Annotated in this window: 12 protein-coding genes and 6 pseudogenes; 12 read left to right on the plus strand and 6 right to left on the minus strand. The window is 52.3% G+C overall.

The window, feature by feature from the left end; genetic code table 11:
- The 5 genes and pseudogenes from A7K61_RS11740 to A7K61_RS33680 form a co-directional block, all read left to right on the plus strand.
- On the plus strand, positions 1-209 hold a 209-nt coding region (locus A7K61_RS11740; RefSeq protein WP_139129481.1), incomplete at its 5' end, for a transposase domain-containing protein.
- A gap of 387 nt (positions 210-596) precedes the next feature.
- A complete protein-coding gene (locus tag A7K61_RS11745; protein WP_069557582.1) occupies positions 597-854 on the plus strand; it encodes a DUF6555 family protein in 258 nt (85 codons plus the stop codon).
- A 243-nt stretch (positions 855-1,097) separates the two neighbouring features.
- Positions 1,098-2,545, plus strand: a pseudogene (locus A7K61_RS11750) (TrkH family potassium uptake protein).
- A gap of 285 nt (positions 2,546-2,830) precedes the next feature.
- On the plus strand, positions 2,831-3,364 hold the full coding sequence (locus A7K61_RS11755; protein ID WP_069557583.1) for a DUF488 family protein: 534 nt from the start codon (positions 2,831-2,833) through the stop codon (positions 3,362-3,364).
- 163 nt (positions 3,365-3,527) lie between these two features.
- A pseudogene (locus A7K61_RS33680) lies at positions 3,528-3,818 on the plus strand (hypothetical protein).
- Positions 3,819-4,070: 252 nt separating this feature from the next.
- On the opposite strand, the gene A7K61_RS31265 reads toward A7K61_RS33680, so the two are convergent.
- Positions 4,071-4,481 carry a VOC family protein gene (locus A7K61_RS31265; protein ID WP_083263077.1) on the minus strand — a complete coding sequence of 137 codons (411 nt, stop codon included), beginning with the start codon at positions 4,479-4,481 and terminating at the stop codon, positions 4,071-4,073.
- Between the two features lie 131 nt (positions 4,482-4,612).
- Between A7K61_RS31265 and A7K61_RS32390 the strand changes: the two genes are divergently transcribed.
- A complete protein-coding gene (locus tag A7K61_RS32390) occupies positions 4,613-4,789 on the plus strand; it encodes a cytochrome d ubiquinol oxidase subunit II (protein ID WP_256557789.1) in 177 nt (58 codons plus the stop codon).
- A 190-nt stretch (positions 4,790-4,979) separates the two neighbouring features.
- Here the strand turns inward: A7K61_RS32390 and A7K61_RS11765 are convergent, their stop codons facing one another.
- Complete coding sequence (locus A7K61_RS11765; RefSeq protein ID WP_069557634.1) at positions 4,980-5,228, minus strand: hypothetical protein; 249 nt, start codon at positions 5,226-5,228, stop codon at positions 4,980-4,982.
- A 192-nt stretch (positions 5,229-5,420) separates the two neighbouring features.
- On the opposite strand from A7K61_RS11765, the gene A7K61_RS11770 reads away from it, so the two are divergent.
- From A7K61_RS11770 to A7K61_RS11780, 4 genes and pseudogenes are all read left to right on the plus strand, one after another.
- Positions 5,421-6,446 (plus strand): chemotaxis protein CheB, encoded by a 1,026-nt coding sequence (locus A7K61_RS11770; protein ID WP_256557790.1) that lies wholly within the window; start codon positions 5,421-5,423, stop codon positions 6,444-6,446.
- A 60-nt stretch (positions 6,447-6,506) separates the two neighbouring features.
- Positions 6,507-6,761 (plus strand): DUF1652 domain-containing protein, encoded by a 255-nt coding sequence (locus A7K61_RS31270; RefSeq protein WP_083263078.1) that lies wholly within the window; start codon positions 6,507-6,509, stop codon positions 6,759-6,761.
- Between the two features lie 320 nt (positions 6,762-7,081).
- Positions 7,082-8,232: pseudogene (locus tag A7K61_RS11775) on the plus strand (zinc-dependent alcohol dehydrogenase).
- Positions 8,233-8,351: 119 nt separating this feature from the next.
- Positions 8,352-9,206: pseudogene (locus A7K61_RS11780) on the plus strand (SDR family oxidoreductase).
- A gap of 438 nt (positions 9,207-9,644) precedes the next feature.
- On the opposite strand, the gene A7K61_RS11785 reads toward A7K61_RS11780, so the two are convergent.
- From A7K61_RS11785 to A7K61_RS31280, 4 genes and pseudogenes are all read right to left on the minus strand, one after another.
- Positions 9,645-12,152, minus strand: coding sequence for a PAS domain-containing protein (locus A7K61_RS11785; RefSeq protein ID WP_083263079.1), 2,508 nt, complete (start codon positions 12,150-12,152; stop codon positions 9,645-9,647).
- A gap of 219 nt (positions 12,153-12,371) precedes the next feature.
- A complete protein-coding gene (locus A7K61_RS33685; RefSeq protein ID WP_083263080.1) occupies positions 12,372-12,590 on the minus strand; it encodes a DUF6555 family protein in 219 nt (72 codons plus the stop codon).
- Between the two features lie 788 nt (positions 12,591-13,378).
- On the minus strand, positions 13,379-13,645 hold the full coding sequence (locus A7K61_RS11790) for a hypothetical protein (protein WP_256557791.1): 267 nt from the start codon (positions 13,643-13,645) through the stop codon (positions 13,379-13,381).
- Between the two features lie 262 nt (positions 13,646-13,907).
- Positions 13,908-14,102 (minus strand): annotated as a pseudogene (locus tag A7K61_RS31280) (restriction endonuclease); the annotation flags it as partial.
- On the opposite strand from A7K61_RS31280, the gene A7K61_RS11800 reads away from it, so the two are divergent.
- The gene (locus A7K61_RS11800; RefSeq protein ID WP_213554580.1) at positions 14,064-15,281 is read left to right on the plus strand and encodes a xanthine dehydrogenase family protein molybdopterin-binding subunit; all 1,218 of its coding nucleotides are present in this window, start codon (positions 14,064-14,066) and stop codon (positions 15,279-15,281) included. The pseudogene A7K61_RS31280 and the gene A7K61_RS11800 sit on opposite strands and share 39 nt — an antisense overlap.
- A 495-nt stretch (positions 15,282-15,776) precedes the next feature.
- Positions 15,777-15,992: pseudogene (locus A7K61_RS11805) on the plus strand (group II intron reverse transcriptase/maturase); the annotation flags it as partial.
- Positions 15,993-16,530: the final 538 nt, after the last annotated feature.

Here is a 16,530-nt window from a genome sequence, read left to right on the forward strand (position 1 = left end):
GACCGTGGGCTCTTGGGCGCAAGAACTGGCTCTTCGCCGGGTCGCTACGCAGCGGAAAACGGGCGGCGGCGATCATGAGCTTGATCCAGTCTGCGCGGCTGAATGGTCATGATCCGTATGCCTATTTAAAGGATGTTCTCACGCGCCTGCCGACGCAGCGGGCGAGTGAAATCGAGCAGCTGCTTCCGCATAAGTGGCAGCCGGTTTAATCACGCAAGGCGTGATGCCCGGACGCATACGATTTTGCCCCCAAATTTCTGCAGCTTTACGATTGTAGGCAACCAACACGCCGAGCTGATCACAAAGGTACACCCCCACGGGAAGGTGTTCGATCAAGTCATGATTAAGGTGACTCGCGATTGTTGAGCCCGCTGGCACGCGTAATCTGATTTGACTCATTAAATTAGGCATTTCAGACTCAAAACGTAGGGTTGGATTCTTTGAGCCTACGCCTTTGCGCCCCGAAAGTCGTGGCACATCTCAGCGCCCGCTTTCCTACCGGAAAACAACATGCCGCCAGTCGGGTAAGCTCTGACGCGGTCATGGCGGTACTACGCTTTCGAAAATGTTGTTGTACTTGAGAATGGAGGCCATTGATGAAGCACATAAAGGTTTTCGAAATCCGCTACCGATTCAACGCCCAGCGTAAAAGGTTTTTCATGCAGATGGCTCATCTCTGCGACAGTGATGCATGTCATTTCGCCGCTCTCCATGCAGGAGTAGATTCAGTGACCGAGACCGCTTTTAGGCCTATGTGCCAAGCTAAAACACAAACGGAAAAACTCGGCATAACTGATGTGTGGTGGGGCTTAGCACGAGAATTCAGTCAGAAAAATGACAGCTCGCTTACCTAAAGCCTTAGCATTCGTGCTGTGATGATTCTAAAGCAATTATTTGACCGCTATGGCCCACACATCTTTTAGTGAGCTTCGAATTTAATAGATTCCGCATCTGTAGGATTTCTTGTCGATCAGGCATTGCCGCTAATGTCATATCTCAGTCTGCGTTAAGTTTTTTTGTAGAATTTCTACGGAAAATTTGCAGGGGGTGAGGGTTGCCCACACGATACAGTGCGATTTCGTTAACAAGCTTCTTTCATGTCCATCGCGGCAATGCGGCTCATTGGTTTTTTCTTGGGTTTTTCCTGATCACGTTGGCCGTAAGCATGGCGATCTCCCATGATTACGCTAGTCGTTTATGAGCGAAGCGGCGAGCTCTCTGTCCTCCTCTGGTCTAGCCTGATCACGTTGATTTCTGGACTCATGCTCATTGTGCGGGGACGGCCAGAGACGCCGCAGCTTAGACCTGAGACATGTACATTCTGGCGACCGCCAGTTGGGTTGTCGTCTGCTCCGTTGCCGCTTTACCGATGGTATTCGTCCACCATATCAGCTACACCGACGCGTTTTTCGAAACGATGTCGGGCATCACTACAACGTGCTCTACCATCCTCGCCGGTTTAGACACTTCCTCCTCTGGTTTGCTGATATGGCGCTCAATGCTTCATTGGTTGGGTGGTATTGGCTTTATCAGTATGGCCCTGGCGATCCTTCCATCCTTCCACTTCTGCGAGTGGGCGGCATGCGTCTGTTTGAGATTGAGTCTTCAGACGGGTCAGGGAAAGTAACGCCCGTTCCCATGTGGCTGCCATGTATATCCTATGGATATACCTTGGGCTGACTCGTGGAGTGGTCTTGGCCCTTTGGTTAGCAGGTATGACGCCGTTTGAGGCCATCGATCATGCGATGTCGTTGATCTCTACAGGTGGGTACTTGACATCAGATGCATCGCTGGCTCACTGGCCGCAACCGGCTATTCATTGGACGGCGGTGATCGTCATGATTTTGGGCAGCCTACCGTTCACGCTGTATGTCGCGACATTGCGTGGCCATAGGAGCGCGTCGATAAAAGATCAACAGGTACGAGGATTCATCAGTTTTCTCGTGATTACTTGGCTAGTTGTTGGTACCTGGTTGAGCTTTAGCAGTGACTACAATTGGTGGGACTCCGTACGTATCGTCGCCATTAACGTGACCTCTGTCGTGACCACCACAGCGTTGCATTGGGTGACTACACACTGTGGGGCAGTTTTGCCGTTCTGCTTTGTTTTACCTGACGGTTGTTGGGGGATGTTCAGGCTCTACAGCTGGTGGCCTCAAAATCTTTCGTTTTCAGGTGGCAGGAACCCTGCTGTTGAGCAGCCTAAAACAACTTATCCATCTGATTCAAAAGAAGTACGACGGTAATTCTATAGACGAGGAGATTGTCCGCTCGCTTTTGACGTTTTGCTTTTTCTTCACCGTCACGATTGCAGCAATCGCCTTAGGCCTTGCTCTCATTGGACTCGATTGGACGACGGCTTTGAGTGGCGCAGCAACTGCTGTGTGCAACGTTGGGCCGGGCCTCGGCGACATCATTGTCCCTCCAGGTAATTTCTCATTACTGCCGGATACTGCAAAGTGGCTTTTGACGATTGGGATGCTCTTGGGCCGGTTGGAAATTCTCACAGTATTGGTGCTTGACGCCGGTCTTTTGGAGATATTGAACTGAAGTAGCCACGTTTAGTCACAGGAATCAACGTTGCCGATCTTGCAGCAAATGTAGACCCCTGGTTGGTAGCTTGACCAAAGCCAACCGGCCGGACAGGCATTGCTCTCAGTTGGCGGATTGTACGAAATCGAACGCTGAGCGAGGGAGATGATCGAAGATCGCAGGCGAGTACGCTAGGGAAAAGCGGCACCGTTTAGCCTACAACACCGAGATTTCATGCGCGATCATCGAAGACGATCGGGCTGATGCATTTCAGTTTCTGACCATTGAGGACGAGGGGATGAGCAAGGTAATTTTCACAGTGGGTCATTCGACTAAGCCAATTGACGTCTTCGTCCAGATGCTGCAGAGCTTTGATGTGAACGCTGTGGTGGACATTCGGACTGTGCCACGCTCCCGAACGAATCCCCAGTACAACCTGGATGTCCTGCCAGAGCTACTGGCCCAATCCGACATCTTGCATTACCAGATTGCAGCTCTAGGTGGATTACGCAAGAAATCTAAAACCGTCCAGGATGAGGTCAATGCGTTCTGGGACAATCGAAGCTTCCATAATTACGCTGACTACGCTCTCTCGGACGAATTTGAGGAAGGGTTGCGCCAATTGTTGGAGCTGAGCGACACCAAGCGCTGCGCCATCATGTGCTCCGAGGCGGTTTGGTGGCGATGCCATCGTCGAATAGTCGCGGACTACCTGCTGATCCGAGGGGTCGAAGTGCTCCACATCATGGGCATCGGAAAATCTACGAGGGCGGCGCTTAATCCTTCTGCCGAAGCATCTGGCATAAAACTCTCATACTCTCGATCAAAATAGAAAGGCAGACTTGAGAACCTATGCAGGATCTCTAGCCTTGTACAGGAGTCGCGGACAATTTTCCGATATAGGAGTCGATTTTGAAGCAGTCCGTTGCGCCATCGCGTCTCTGCGCTATGGTTAGTTCTCTAACATCCATGACTAAAGTGTAGGAGGGCTGGGCATGCGAATTCGAGGGGGCGTATTCTGGCAATGGGCTGATCCGACGTTTCACCATCGGACACACGACGAGACGTTGGACGACGGCACCTTCATCGATGTCCAGGTGAGGCTTTCGCCCACGGGAAATACGCAGATGTTCATCGGGGTATATGCGGCAAGCGGCATGCCTCTTCATGAAGAGGCCTTCGATTCCCGGCCAGGCGAATCGATGACCCGCGCTTTGGCTTAGGGTGTGGGATGTGCAAGGCGAGTCGCCATCGGCCTCAAGCCTACTGAGAGGCACGTGGCGTAGGCTTGCTAGCTCCAGCTTGGATATGTTGGAGGGATTCATTTAAGGGATTGCAACCGGCGGCTGAAGCGGACGGCGGCCACAACAGGCTGCTCTCAGCCAACGCGGCAAAAGACCATAGATGAGTCATCAGCTGGCGAAAACGCTTCTGGATCTTTTCTACTGTTCCCCCGGCCCGGATGAATGGGATCAGGGGACAGCACATAGAGTAATTGTCGTAGCAGCTCCCGGATGGAGCTGATGTGAATTTCAATATCAAGTTGTTACTTGGCAAACAGCTTCTATATTCACCCCGTCAGGTGTCAGCACATAAGCTGCGTAATAATTGGCGTGGTAATGAGGCCTAATGCCCGGCGCTCCATTGTCTTGTCCGCCAGCAGCTATGCCAGCCGCATGGAAAGCATTGACCGCCTCACGGCTCTGCGCAATGAGTGCTACGTGCGCCCCGTGACTGGGAACGACCGCGTCATGCAACCAGAGAAATGGCTTTGTTCCAGAACCGAACCCCAGTCGGCGAGACTTCGAACGTTGAGAATCTTGCTTATTGCTCATCACCAATGTAATCCCTAATGGTCTAAGCATTGATTCATAGAAGGCTTGAGCATGCGAGATGTCACAAACACCGATACCCATATGATCTATTGTCGAACCAACGAAATTGCTCATGGGATGACTCCATAAATGCAGATTGATCGGCTGGCATAGTTTGTTATTACCATCACGTGGCTGCTCGGTGCCCGACTAGACCTGGGATGCGCCCCCGTCGGCGAATAGCTCGGCGCCGTTGATATAGCTCGATGGCGTTGTTTCCACTAATCGTTCCACCGCAGTTGACCCTGCAAGCCGCCGCTTCCAGTCCGAGCAGTCAAGTTTTCATGTTGGTCGGATTCGCGGTTTTGATACCGGTGACTCTTTTGTACAACACCTATGGCTTTAGCGTCTTTAGTGGAAAGGTTCATCCCGCTGGCGACTGACTACTTTGTTCTGAGTCGCGAAGAAATCGTGTTCACGAATCCGTCGATTGTCAAAAGTCGGGCTGAACCAAGCTCTCATCGCCCCGGCTGCGTCAAATGAATAGCAGGCCGAAATTCTCAGCGGCGCGACTGAGGTTGCTTGAGGCCTGATCGTCCCCGATTAGCTGCTGTACCGGTTGTCTTCCGGGAATCAGGCTCCCCGTTGGTGCTGATCAAGCCAGTCTTCGGCGGCCCTAATTGCTTCAGACGCAGCCTGTTGGTAATCGTCCCAAGGCCCTGCCAATTCAAAAGCAATTTCTCCCAGACCCTTGATGTCACCTTCAATAACCACTCGGGCCGCTGCTGGGATCTGATCGTTAGGTTTTTGCCAACCGAATTTCACAATAAAATTTCTCCCTCGGTAGTTGTGAACTAAGGGCAAATCCATCAGATGGGACACGACGCCTCCGATTACGCAGGGAAATAGGACGCACAGTTGTAGGCACTTCCAACCGTTTTCGCTATCGAGGCATCTAGCCATCATTGGCCTGCTCTAGCTTTAAAGCTCTTGTCATATGAGCAGCCAAACAGAGGGGGTCGCCCGCTCTGCGAGAAAAGCGTCTACAGTGAATGCGAGACTATGGAGGTAGACGTGACGGATGGGCTGGATGTTGACGTACGAAACGTCGTGGTCATTGGTGCCTCGGCAGGAGGCGTGCAGGCACTCATTTCGCTGTTTGAAAATTTGCCTTCTCATGTGCCCGCTGCGTTTCTCGTGGTACTGCATATCCCTGCATACGAGCCCAGCGTGCTTCACAAAATTCTTTCCAGATCGACCAGCATGCGAGTGGTTGCAGCGCGAGACGGCGAGCGCATCCAGCCGGGTACCGTCTATGTCGCCGTTGCTGATCGTCACCTAATGCTGATGCATGAAGGCATACGACTGACGCGCGGGCCAAAGGAGTGTCGCGTCCGGCCTGCGGTCGACGTATTGTTCCGCTCAGCGGCGGCCAGTTACGGCGCCAGGGTCATGGGCATGATCTTGTCAGGTGCTCTAGATGACGGCACTGCGGGTCTTTGGGCCGTAAAAGATCGAGGCGGTATGACCTTCGTTCAGGATCCGTCGCAAGCCATGCTCAGCTCCATGCCTGAGAGCGCAATCCAACACGTCCAGATCGATCTGATAGGTTCGATTGCGACCATCGCTCAGCAGATCGCTGAAACGGTCGGAAGTCGCGCTGACCGTTTGCCTCATAATGGGCAAACACCTCACGAGATCGAAAATACCATTTCCTTGAAAGGCAACGGTCTCGAAGCAGGCGTAATGGGGCTCGGTAAAGTGTCTCAATTCACCTGTCCGGATTGTCATGGCGTGCTGGTGCAAATCGAAGAGGGTTCCATCGTTAGATTTCGCTGCCACACGGGACATGCTTTTTCTATGAAGTCGCTCATTTGTGAAGTCAATGCCGCCATTGATATCGGACTTTGGGATACCTTGAGAGCCGTGGAAGAGAGGATTTTGCTACTGCGTCAGATGTCCGACCAGGCGACCGTCGTCGGCGCATCTCACGATGCCGCCGATTGCCTCAAACAAGCTGATGCAGCCGAGAAGCGTCTGCAGCCACTACGCGCGTTGGTGCTTGATCCAACTTTCTTCGGTCACGACGATGCGAAGTGACGTCAAGCCGCAGACCGCAAAACATCCATAAATGGCTTACTTCCAAGGACGAAAAACCTGATGATATCCACACTTGAACTCCGCCATATAATTGAGTGTGGGTTCCTGCCGCTCTCTTGCACCTGCACCTTGAATTCGGACGGCTCGCTTATGGTGAGAGTTTTTGAGGCTTCTTCGGGTCGCGTAGAGTTATTGGCCACGGGAATCTCAGTGACAAGACTTTCTTCAAGTCGTGCGATAGCAAATTTGATCGGCGAACTTCGGAGTGAAATGGTGGCTCGCCAAACAAATTTCGATAGATCTGCGAACCGATAAATAGACAAATATTTACATATAGTTCTCAACAGAGCGAACTCATATGATGGCAGTCATGGCCATCGCTCATCGAACAAGCCTCCTGCGATCATAAGCGCCGCCCGGCAGCGAGGACTGAGCCGAGACATGATGTTTGCTCAAGTGACGGAAGGATTGGTGTCTGACTGGTTTGGGTATTGGGCTGACTCAGTACCGCGATTCAGTTGTCTGCATTAATACCCTTCCTCCGTCTGTCCGTAAATTTGACTCTCAATGAAACCTTGCGCACAGATTTTTTCTCCACCTTCCTACGTACTTTATAGATATGACGAGGTGAGAAGATGAAAGCTGTCGTATTCCATGGCGTGGGGGACATCAGGCTGGATGAAGTCCCAGAGCCAACAATCCAGTCACCCACGGATGCCATCGTAAAAATTACCGCGTCGGCAATTTGCGGAACGGATCTGCATTTTATCCGGGGAAGTGCTCCGGACATGCAAACAGGCACCATCCTTGCCACGAAGGCGTAGGTATCGTCGAAACGCTTGGGGCAGACGTGCGCAATCTAAAAATAGGTGACAGGGTCTTGATCCCTTCGACCATCGCCTGCGGTAACTGCTCGTATTGTCGTGCTGGATATTTTGCCCAATGTGATATTGCGAATCCCAATGGCAAAACAGCAGGTACCTCCTTTTTTGGCGTCCCTAAAAACACTGACCCGTTCGATGACCTCCAAGCAGAGAAAGCCCGCATTCCTTTCGCCCATATAGGTTTGATCAAGCTCCCAGATGAGATCACCGATGACCAGGCGATTGCAATGTCGGACATTTTTCCGACAGCTTGGTTTGGCGCTGAAATGGCTGGGATCAAAGATGGCGATACCGTTGCTGTATTCGGTTGCGGCCCGGTGGGGCTTTTTGCAATTGTCAGCGCCAAGCTGATGGGCGCCGGCAGGGTGTTCGCCGTTGATTGCTTTGACGACCGACTCGCTCGTGCACAGGAGCTTGGTGCCGAATGCATCAATTTTGAAAAGGAAGACCCGGTCAAAACCATCGCTCGTCTGACCGCCGACATCGGCGTCGATCGGGTTATTGATGCGGTCGGTATTGATGCCAATCATGCTCACCATGGCGAGGTGCACGAGACTGCGCAGTGGCAGCCTGGCGATGAGCCCTCCCAAGCGCTGCAATGGGCCGTAGAAGCTGTGGCCAAGGCGGGTACGATATCGATTATCGGGGTATATCCTGCCGGGTTTGACGTTTTCCCAATCGGCGCTGCGATGAACAAAAACGTCCGCATCAATATGGGCAATTGTCATCACCGAAAATACATCCCCAAGCTCATCGAGATGACGCTCGCAGGACGAGTTGATCCTGCAAAAATCCTCACCCAGACCGAACCGCTGACGGATGCGATTTCCGCCTTCAAATCATTCGATAAACACCAATCGGGCTGGATCAAAGTCAAGCTCGAACCGTCTGCGTCTTCATAACAAGAACTCAGGATCAGATTTTTCGATAACCAATTGATGCGATGTTGAAGTGCATTCAATGAATGGCAGGCTGCTCATTCATGGCGTTGGCTCGGTCAAACGATGGCAGGAGGATTTCAATGAACAGTTATCCCGTGCCACCCTTCAAACCTCAGCAACAACCTATTCCCGGTGACCAAAGCAGAATGGAACCGTACCCCGATTGCGGAGAGAATAGCTATCGAGGATCAGGCCGACTTGGCAATAAAATCGCGTTGATTACCGGTGGTGATAGCGGTATTGGGCGCGCAGTCGCCACGCCTTTGCGCGTGAAGGGGCTGACGTTGCTATTGCCTATCTGGATGAACACGAGGATGCAAAGGAAACCGCACGCAGGGTAGAAGACGCTGGACGTCAATGCATTCTATGCCGGGAGAACTGGCGACCCTTACGAATTGTGCCGGGGTCGTGAACGGCACCGTGACGGAGTTCGGGCGCATCGATATCTTGGTTAACAATGCAGCATTTCAGATGACTCATGAAACGTTGGAAGAGATACCTGACGAAGAATGGTTAAAGACGTTCGACGTCAATGTCACGGCGATGTTTCGCATCTGCAACGCCGCGCTACCCAACATCGCAGCCAGCAGTTCCATCATCATCGCCAGTTCCGTCAATTCCGACGCACCAAGTCCCAGCCTGTTGGCGTATGCCATCACAAAAGGCGCCATCGCGCACTTCACCGCTAGTCTTGCCCAGATGCTTGGCAAGCGTGGTATTCGTGTTAATAGCGTCCCCCCGGGCCAGTTTGGACACCCATGATTGTGTCCACAATGTCCGAAGAGTCGGTGTAAAATTTCGGATCAACAACCCCTCTAGGTCGTCTAGGGCAACCTGTCGAGGTCGCGGCGATCTATGTCCTGCTTGCGTCAGATGAGGGCAGTTATATCTCAGGCGAACGCTACGGGGTAACCGGTGGCAAACCCATTTTGTGAGCTTCAGCGAGGGGCCTGTGAGACTTGATTGCATGCGCCGATTAGCATTTTCAGCGGGGGCAGTTAGCATAGAACGCATTCCGTTCCAAGGCCTCTAGTGCTGTACTGATGACTGCTGGCTCGCAAAACCCGCTACAGCGACGGCACTGCCATACCCATAAGTCGTCCACTCAATACCGCCGACTCGTCCATCGAAGGAACCGGAAACAGATAATGAAACACCGAAACAAAACAATGAGGGCGATGATTGAACTTCAGCGCCTACATTTTCAGCATCATTTTTCAATAATCATTCGGGTAAGTCCCGTTGGGCGTGCCACCGGGACGAAGACGCATAATACTACTCATACAAAGGAGATGGCGTGACTCCGTCTTGAGGATGTAGGTAAATACTGACCTACAATCGGCGTCGGAAGCCGGTCGTGAAAAATGACTAATTTATTCTTTGTATTGGTTAGTGACGTGGCGCAGCGCACTAACTAGAACGGATGAAAGCTCATCTATTGAATAAGGTTTTCGCAAAACCTCAAATCCAAAGCTCCCCTCTTGGGCAAGAATATCGCTGTAGCCAGACGTAAGTACGACAGGTAAAAGCGGATAAAATTTTCGAATCGCCTTGGCTAAATCTATCCCATTCATCCCTGGCATGACGACATCAGTCAGTACAATCGCGAAGCGATTCTCACAGCCGGCCAATTGCTCTAAAGCCGTCTCAGCATTCGATGCCAAGACGGGCCGGAAGCCAAGTTCTGAAAGAATATTGAGGCAAAATGCACCTACGTCGGGATTGTCCTCAACCAGGAGGATGCACGTTCCATGGTTTGCGTTCAGGCTTGCGGGTTCAGAAGTTCTGTCTAACTGCACATCTGTTTGCGCGTCCACGCGTGGAAGAAAAAGCCTGAAAGTAGTACCTTCGCCAACCTGACTTTCCACCAAAATTTCCCCCCCTGACTGCTTGGCGAACCCAAAGACTTGAGATAAGCCCAAGCCAGTGCCTTTTCCTTGCTCTTTTGTGGTAAAAAAAGGCTCAAATATAGTCTCCAAAATATCTGAAGAGATCCCGCTACCGGTATCGGTGACTGATACAACAACATAGTGACCAGTTAAAACCGGCTGTCGTCCGTCTGCGGGAATATGGTCGACGGATTCTACGCGAATACAAATTTTACCTAATCCGCCCATCGCATCACGAGCGTTAAGTACTAAATTCACAAGCGCAGTATCAAACTGATTAGCATCTGCAAAAATGAAACATGGTTTTTCTGATATTTCCATCACGATCGCGATCGTACTGCCTGATAGAGTTTCGAGCATGTCTCCTAAACCTTGGATGCTTTCACCTGCGGCGAACACCTCCGGTTTCAATGTTTGTCGCCTTGCGAATGCCAGAAGCTGTCCGGTAAGTCTTGAGGCGCGGTCGACCGTACTGGAAATAGCATCGGCGTACCGTTGGCGCTTATCTTCAGAAATTGTGGGACGCTTAAGCAAGTCACTGCAGGATTTTATTACCGTGAGAAGATTATTGAAGTCGTGGGCCACGCCGCCAGTAAGTTGTCCCACGGCTTCGAGCTTTTGCGCTTGCCGCAGGGCTGATTGAACAGCTTCAAGCTCAACCCTGGATTTGATCTCGTCAGTTACGTCGTGCGCAAAATAAAATGCGCCGATCACCCTTCCTGTTGAATCCAAGAGGGGTGTATAAGAAAAGTCGAAGCTACGTTGGTTAATCCCTTTTTCGCCAAATTCAGCAATCACGCGAAAAGTCTCTCCGTTCAAAGCACGGGCCATATGCGCATGGAGGCTGGCTCCTTGTACCGGGGACATCATATCCGGTAAAACCTCTCCATCCTTGGGTCGCACTCCATGTAACCGTTCAAATACGTCGAGATGCGCACGGTTAAACGCAACCTGGCGGAAATTAGTATCAAATACGCAAGTTGGAACCGCGTTAGCTTCAATGACGTCTCTGAACAAACGTAGCTTTGCTGTCCTTTCGGTAATTATATTTTCTAAGTTAGAATTGAGAATTCGAAGCTGTGCTTCATTTTCTAGTAGCGCCGCTTCTGCACGTTTACGGTCAGTAATATTGGAGGCCGCGCCCAACCATCCGGTGATGGCGCCGTGCTGATCGATCAACGGCACGGCACGCACATGCGCCCAGCCGACCGTTCCGTCTACTTGATTGACCGGATGCTCTATATGGTAGGTCGTTCGGGTTTGAATCGCGCGTTCGTATTCTGTGCGCACGGCATCCCGCGCATCGGCCGGAATATATTTCTCGAGCCATTTAGAGTTCGTGTCGTCGGTATTGCGAATGAAATCGCCACCGGTCAGCTGATGCAGTTGGCTCCAATCGGCGCTAATAGAGAAGCGCACCTCAGAGGACGATCTGATCAGTGCATCAAGCCTTTGCTCACTATCCATAAGAGCAAGAGTGGCTCTAACGTGATCAGTGGTGTCTTTGGCAAAACAGAGGACGCCTTTGATGGATCCGGCGTCGTCCCGGATAGGTGAGAACGAATAGCTCCACCAAGTGGTTATCTCTGCGCCACCCCTGACTGTGATGCTGGGAGTATCTGTCATTCGGTTAGCGCGGCCCGCAAGCGCTTCCGCCATTGAGTCCTGAACCGAGCTCCATACATTCTCCATTGAAACGGGGAATGGTGTTCCTACGAGATCCTGTAACCGCATTTCCTGAGCAGCACGATACGCATCATTACAAAAAAATAACAGCTTAGGCCCCCAGACAAGATACATGCTATCGCAAGAGCTGAGCATGAGTCCGAGGGCGTTACGAAGCGCACTAGGCCAACGTTCTGGAATGCCTATCGAGGTAGCAGACCAATCGTGACGGCGGATAAGCTCACCACTTTTGCCGCCTCCGATCAAAAATTGCCGTTCATGTTCTGGATTCACGTTGATCAGTCCCTTGTTGTCGAAAAAGGTCAAAGTGAGTTCTACCCATTCTAAATGCAGCGACGGACAAGCTGTAGGTTTTGCGCCGGAAGTGGGCAGGTAAAGCGGTTGCCGCCATGTTTACTACGTGACATTTTGTTTTCGCAGCTCAGGTTGCAGCGAACAAAGATGGAGCGTGTAGTCTGGCTTGGGAGAGGAGCCCGTCGCTGCCGGAATCTGTAATCTGCGCTCTTGAGTAGCCAGACTGGAAGCTTAGCTCGCCCGCCAGCTCACATCAGTTATGCCGTATCTCTCGGCCAGAGGCTTGGATATCATTTTCAACGGCGCCTTTCCTGGCTTTGGTATCGGGGTGATGCCCGCATCGCAGCTTGCCCAATGCCAAGCGTCTGCATTCTGCATCGTTTTGCTGCGGATGATGAAAGACTTGGGTTTCCCATGGAGCTTGTAGTCAATATGAAAGTTACTGGTCATAAGCTTCCGTGTTCCCCAGACGCAGATAATTAGGTCTAAATGATACGGGTCGAGCTTAGTATCAAGCGGTGATCCAAAAAATCGTCCCATCACCGTTTTAGACCATTTTCTCCGTTGCGGCTATCAGGGCATTTGGCCACTATTTTTTCTATCTGACCTTATTTTTAAATCTCATGCGCTCTTCTCTGGATGGTGGGGTGAGAAGCTAAGAGGTGCGCATAGCGGACGAGTAGGTGTAAGCAAAAGTCGTCACGAGCTCTTTTTCGGGGGCGTTCAGGTGCTGAGCTAGGACGGCGAACGTATCAGGGCAAGTTCCGTTTATGTTACCGTTGCGGATCGTCACCAAAAAGCGACTTGAGACGGAGTAAGGGTGACGCGTGGGCCGAAGCCATGCCGCGTCCGACTAGCTGTCGACGTATCGTGTCGCTAAGCTGCGGTAAAATATGCGCTACGATTATAGGTGGTAGTCTTTCAGGCGCGTTGAATACCGGCGCTGCAGGTCTGGCGGCAAGCTGAGGGAACGTGTGTCGCGGGATCTGGGCAGATGCTCAGTACAAATAATGGTGCGATCAACTAATCGATGGATTTCCGGTGGCTCCGTCTTACAGACGAAACCGACCAGAAGCAGCTAACCACATTCAAGGCCTGGGAATAGTCAAACGGGGTGCAACATAAATGCGATAGCGCCTATCAGATCTTCCATCGACCAAGGCTTATGTAGATAGATGGCCGTTGCCGGTATCGTCGCCGGGTCTATCAGATATCCTGATGTCAGAATGGCAGAAATACTAGGCCACCTTCCTTTGATCATCTCGATAAAATTCAGTACCTTGAATTTGCCCTAGCACCCTATGATCTGCAATCACAAGTCTACACTGACCATGTGCCTGCAACAGATAGGTTAACGCCTCGTCCGCCGTTTCAAACACCACTGCGCTTGCGCCCAGCTCCACCACGATATCTTTCATCAACGAGCGCAAAGTCGCATCGTCTTCGATGACAATCACCTCCCTTAGATTGGCGGTAGGCCTTCCAAATTTAGCTTCATTTGTCATTCCTCAGTCTGAGAACGAATCGGCATCTTTGATCAACGCCAGAGTCCAGGCCCTATGCTGAAAAGCCACACTCAGAACGATTCGTTTCGGTGCCTAGGTCAACGGATCCGTATTTGTTACAAGCCGAAGGTTGCCACTCATTGTTGATTTACTCGCTACGGGCCGAGGTATGCCGGGTCAAAAGGCGACTTTTCCTAAGCGTCATGCAGCGAGCCAAAATCTCAAAGGTCTCACATTTTTCATGCAATTGGTGCTCTCGTGACCGGGTAACGAAAAGATCTGCACCTTGGTCAGCCGTCTTCTTGGTCTCCTTAACGTCGTATCCAATGGTCTGGAAGATCTCAACCAGGAAGGCTTCAAACTGAAATCCATCCATGGCATCCACTAGGTACATGGTGATGAACTGGTTGGGATTGAAATGCTCCAGCTGGGATCCCAGCCGCTCGACGAGAATAGGGAGATCCATTCCGGTTGCCAATGGCAGTCCCTGATCACGCCGGTGCTGGCCACCGCGCTGGGTGTGAAAGAAGAACAGGTCACTATCCGCGCCTACATGCTGGGTGGTGGTTTCGGCCGTCGCCTTAACGATGACTACACCATTCCGGCGGCGCTGGCGTCGAAGGCGCTGGGTGGCAAACCGGTAAAAATGGTCATGAGCCGTTCACAGGATATGCAGTTCGATAGCCCGCGTTCCGCATCGGTGCAGCAGTTGAAGATGGCGTTCGATGCGGACAAGCGCGTGATTGCCACGGAACCCCACGCGACGGCGGGCTGGCCCACGCAAGTGATGGTCCCGGTCTTTATGCCCAAAGGTATCAATGGCCAACCGTTCGACCCCTTCGCCATCGCCGGTGCCGATCACTGGTACACGGTGGGCGCACAGAGGGTTCGCGCGGTATCCAACGACCTGGCCAACGCTTCGTTCCGTCCTGGCTGGCTGCGCTCGGTAAGCGCCGGCTGGACCGGCTGGGCTGTGGAAAGCTTTATGGACGAAGCGGCCCACCAAGTCGGCAAGGATCCGCTGGTATTTCGCCTGGATTTGTTGACTGCCGAAGGTCGCAATGCCGGCAGTGGTCCGATAGCCATTGGTGGTGCTTCCCGTCAGGCTGCCGTGTTGAAAAAGGCCGCTGCCATGATTGGCTGGGGGACGCAGCAGCCGACAGATACAGGGTTGGGTATTGCCTCGATCTTTGGCCAGGAAAGGGAGATGCCCACCTGGGTTGCCTGTGCCGTGCAGGTGCATGTCGATAAAGTCACTGGCCTGGTCGATGTACAGAAGCTCTATATCGTCGTGGATGCCGGTATTATCGTCGATCCCGATGGGGCCGAAGCCCAGTGTCAGGGCGCGGCACTATGGGGGCTATCGATGGCGTTGTTTGAAGGCAGCGAGTTGGTGAAAGGTAAATTCAAAGACTCCAACTTTGATACCTATACGCCGCTGCGTATGTTGCAGACGCCACCAGAGATCAAAATCGAGTTTATATCCAGCAAGGCAGCACCGTCCGGCTTGGGTGAGCCTGCCGTAACGCCGGTGGCCCCAGCCATTGCCAATGCCATTTACAACGCGGTAGGTGTACGTTTACGCAAATTGCACATGACGCCGGATGATGTGAAGGCGGCACTAAGCAAGGTGTAAACCAGTAAAGCCCGGTGATTTCATCGGGCTTTTTCATGGTGCGCCAGGCATGACGCGTAGCGCCGTGACTGGCGCTGTTCAGCTCATTATGGTGATGAGTTGGATGACTTGGAGGTGGAAGTCCTCTACACACCCGGCAAGGGGAAGTGTTAGCCGAAGGCAAGGGTGTCGCGGGCGACTGCGAATCTGAAGGAAGCCTTAGGCAAAATGCTGGCCTGACGAACAGGAAGCGGATGAGGCTGCGTAGCGGGGTGAGATGGCCATAATCATCAAAGCCCAATACTTGCACGGAACGCTACGACGTATATCCGACAGGCATAAGCAGGAAGGTCGCGCGAATTACCCTTGGAGATCTGCACGTTTGCCAGTGTGCTACCGAGCGCCGCGAGGCGACGGGATGAGCGTGCAGAAGTCAGCCGAGGCCGTGGTAAGTGGCAAGTAACTCTGCCACCAAGGGCCGCGCCAGTAGGCGTCAGAGTCTCGTCGAATACCGAAATGCAGAAATTTCTCCCAGAGAAGACTGTTACTCCGAATCCCGGACTGAATCCGAGGATGACGGCTGACAGCGCACAGGTATCGACGGCGTCTGTGACGTGGACGAACGCGGAGCCGGACACGCTGATGGAGCGGGTGCTTGCACCCGCCAACCTCAAGCGTGCCTATCACCGCGTAGTCAGCAACAAGGGCGCGCCAGATGCCGATGGCATGACGAGGGTTGGCCGGGATTCGCGCCAAATTCGCCAAAATGCAATTAAGCTTATGATTTAAAAGCTAAAACTGAATTTTGTAATCAATCGGTTTGATCTTCCGATCGAGGTCCAGGGCGTAGTCGCCAAAACGATTGATGTGGCTTGTCCGGTACGGCGATAGCGCCTTTAGGGGAGCCCGCAGAATTCTGAAAAGTGCGACACGAAGTCGCTTGCAGAAGTTGTTCCCACTTAAGTGGAGGGAACCGTCCGTGTCACCGGGTGAACCTACGGGCCTGAATCAAGAGCGGCCCGGACAATGCAACGAAGCGCCGGAAGGCGTGGGGTACCAATCGTGAGATGCGTACCTTTCTGGTAGCCATAAACTGGATGAGTGCTAGGTAGTTGGTATGGTGAAAACATTTGAACCCGCGTTAAAGATCGTGAATTCTAACAAGCGGAAATGGCTAACACGCTTGAGCCAAACGGCAATGGAGGTGGGAAGAGCGCCTTTTTCCTGCGCCTTCGTGACCCATATACCTTCCGGTCAATAGCGGGCACCT

It is taken from the genome of Pseudomonas sp. AP42 (assembly GCF_001728935.1).
GTDB classification, from domain to species: Bacteria; Pseudomonadota; Gammaproteobacteria; order Pseudomonadales; family Pseudomonadaceae; genus Aquipseudomonas; species Aquipseudomonas lactis.

Coding starts and splice junctions, on each gene's coding strand:
- A7K61_RS11745 (WP_069557582.1), top strand. CDS start 597: ATGAAGCACATAAAGGTTTTCGAAATCCGCTACCGATTCAACGCCCAG.
- A7K61_RS11755 (WP_069557583.1), top strand. CDS start 2,831: ATGAGCAAGGTAATTTTCACAGTGGGTCATTCGACTAAGCCAATTGAC.
- A7K61_RS31265 (WP_083263077.1), bottom strand. CDS start 4,481: ATGAGCAATTTCGTTGGTTCGACAATAGATCATATGGGTATCGGTGTT.
- A7K61_RS32390 (WP_256557789.1), top strand. CDS start 4,613: ATGGCGTTGTTTCCACTAATCGTTCCACCGCAGTTGACCCTGCAAGCC.
- A7K61_RS31270 (WP_083263078.1), top strand. CDS start 6,507: ATGATATCCACACTTGAACTCCGCCATATAATTGAGTGTGGGTTCCTG.
- A7K61_RS33685 (WP_083263080.1), bottom strand. CDS start 12,590: ATGACCAGTAACTTTCATATTGACTACAAGCTCCATGGGAAACCCAAG.
- A7K61_RS11790 (WP_256557791.1), bottom strand. CDS start 13,645: ATGACAAATGAAGCTAAATTTGGAAGGCCTACCGCCAATCTAAGGGAG.
- A7K61_RS11800 (WP_213554580.1), top strand. CDS start 14,064: ATGCTCCAGCTGGGATCCCAGCCGCTCGACGAGAATAGGGAGATCCAT.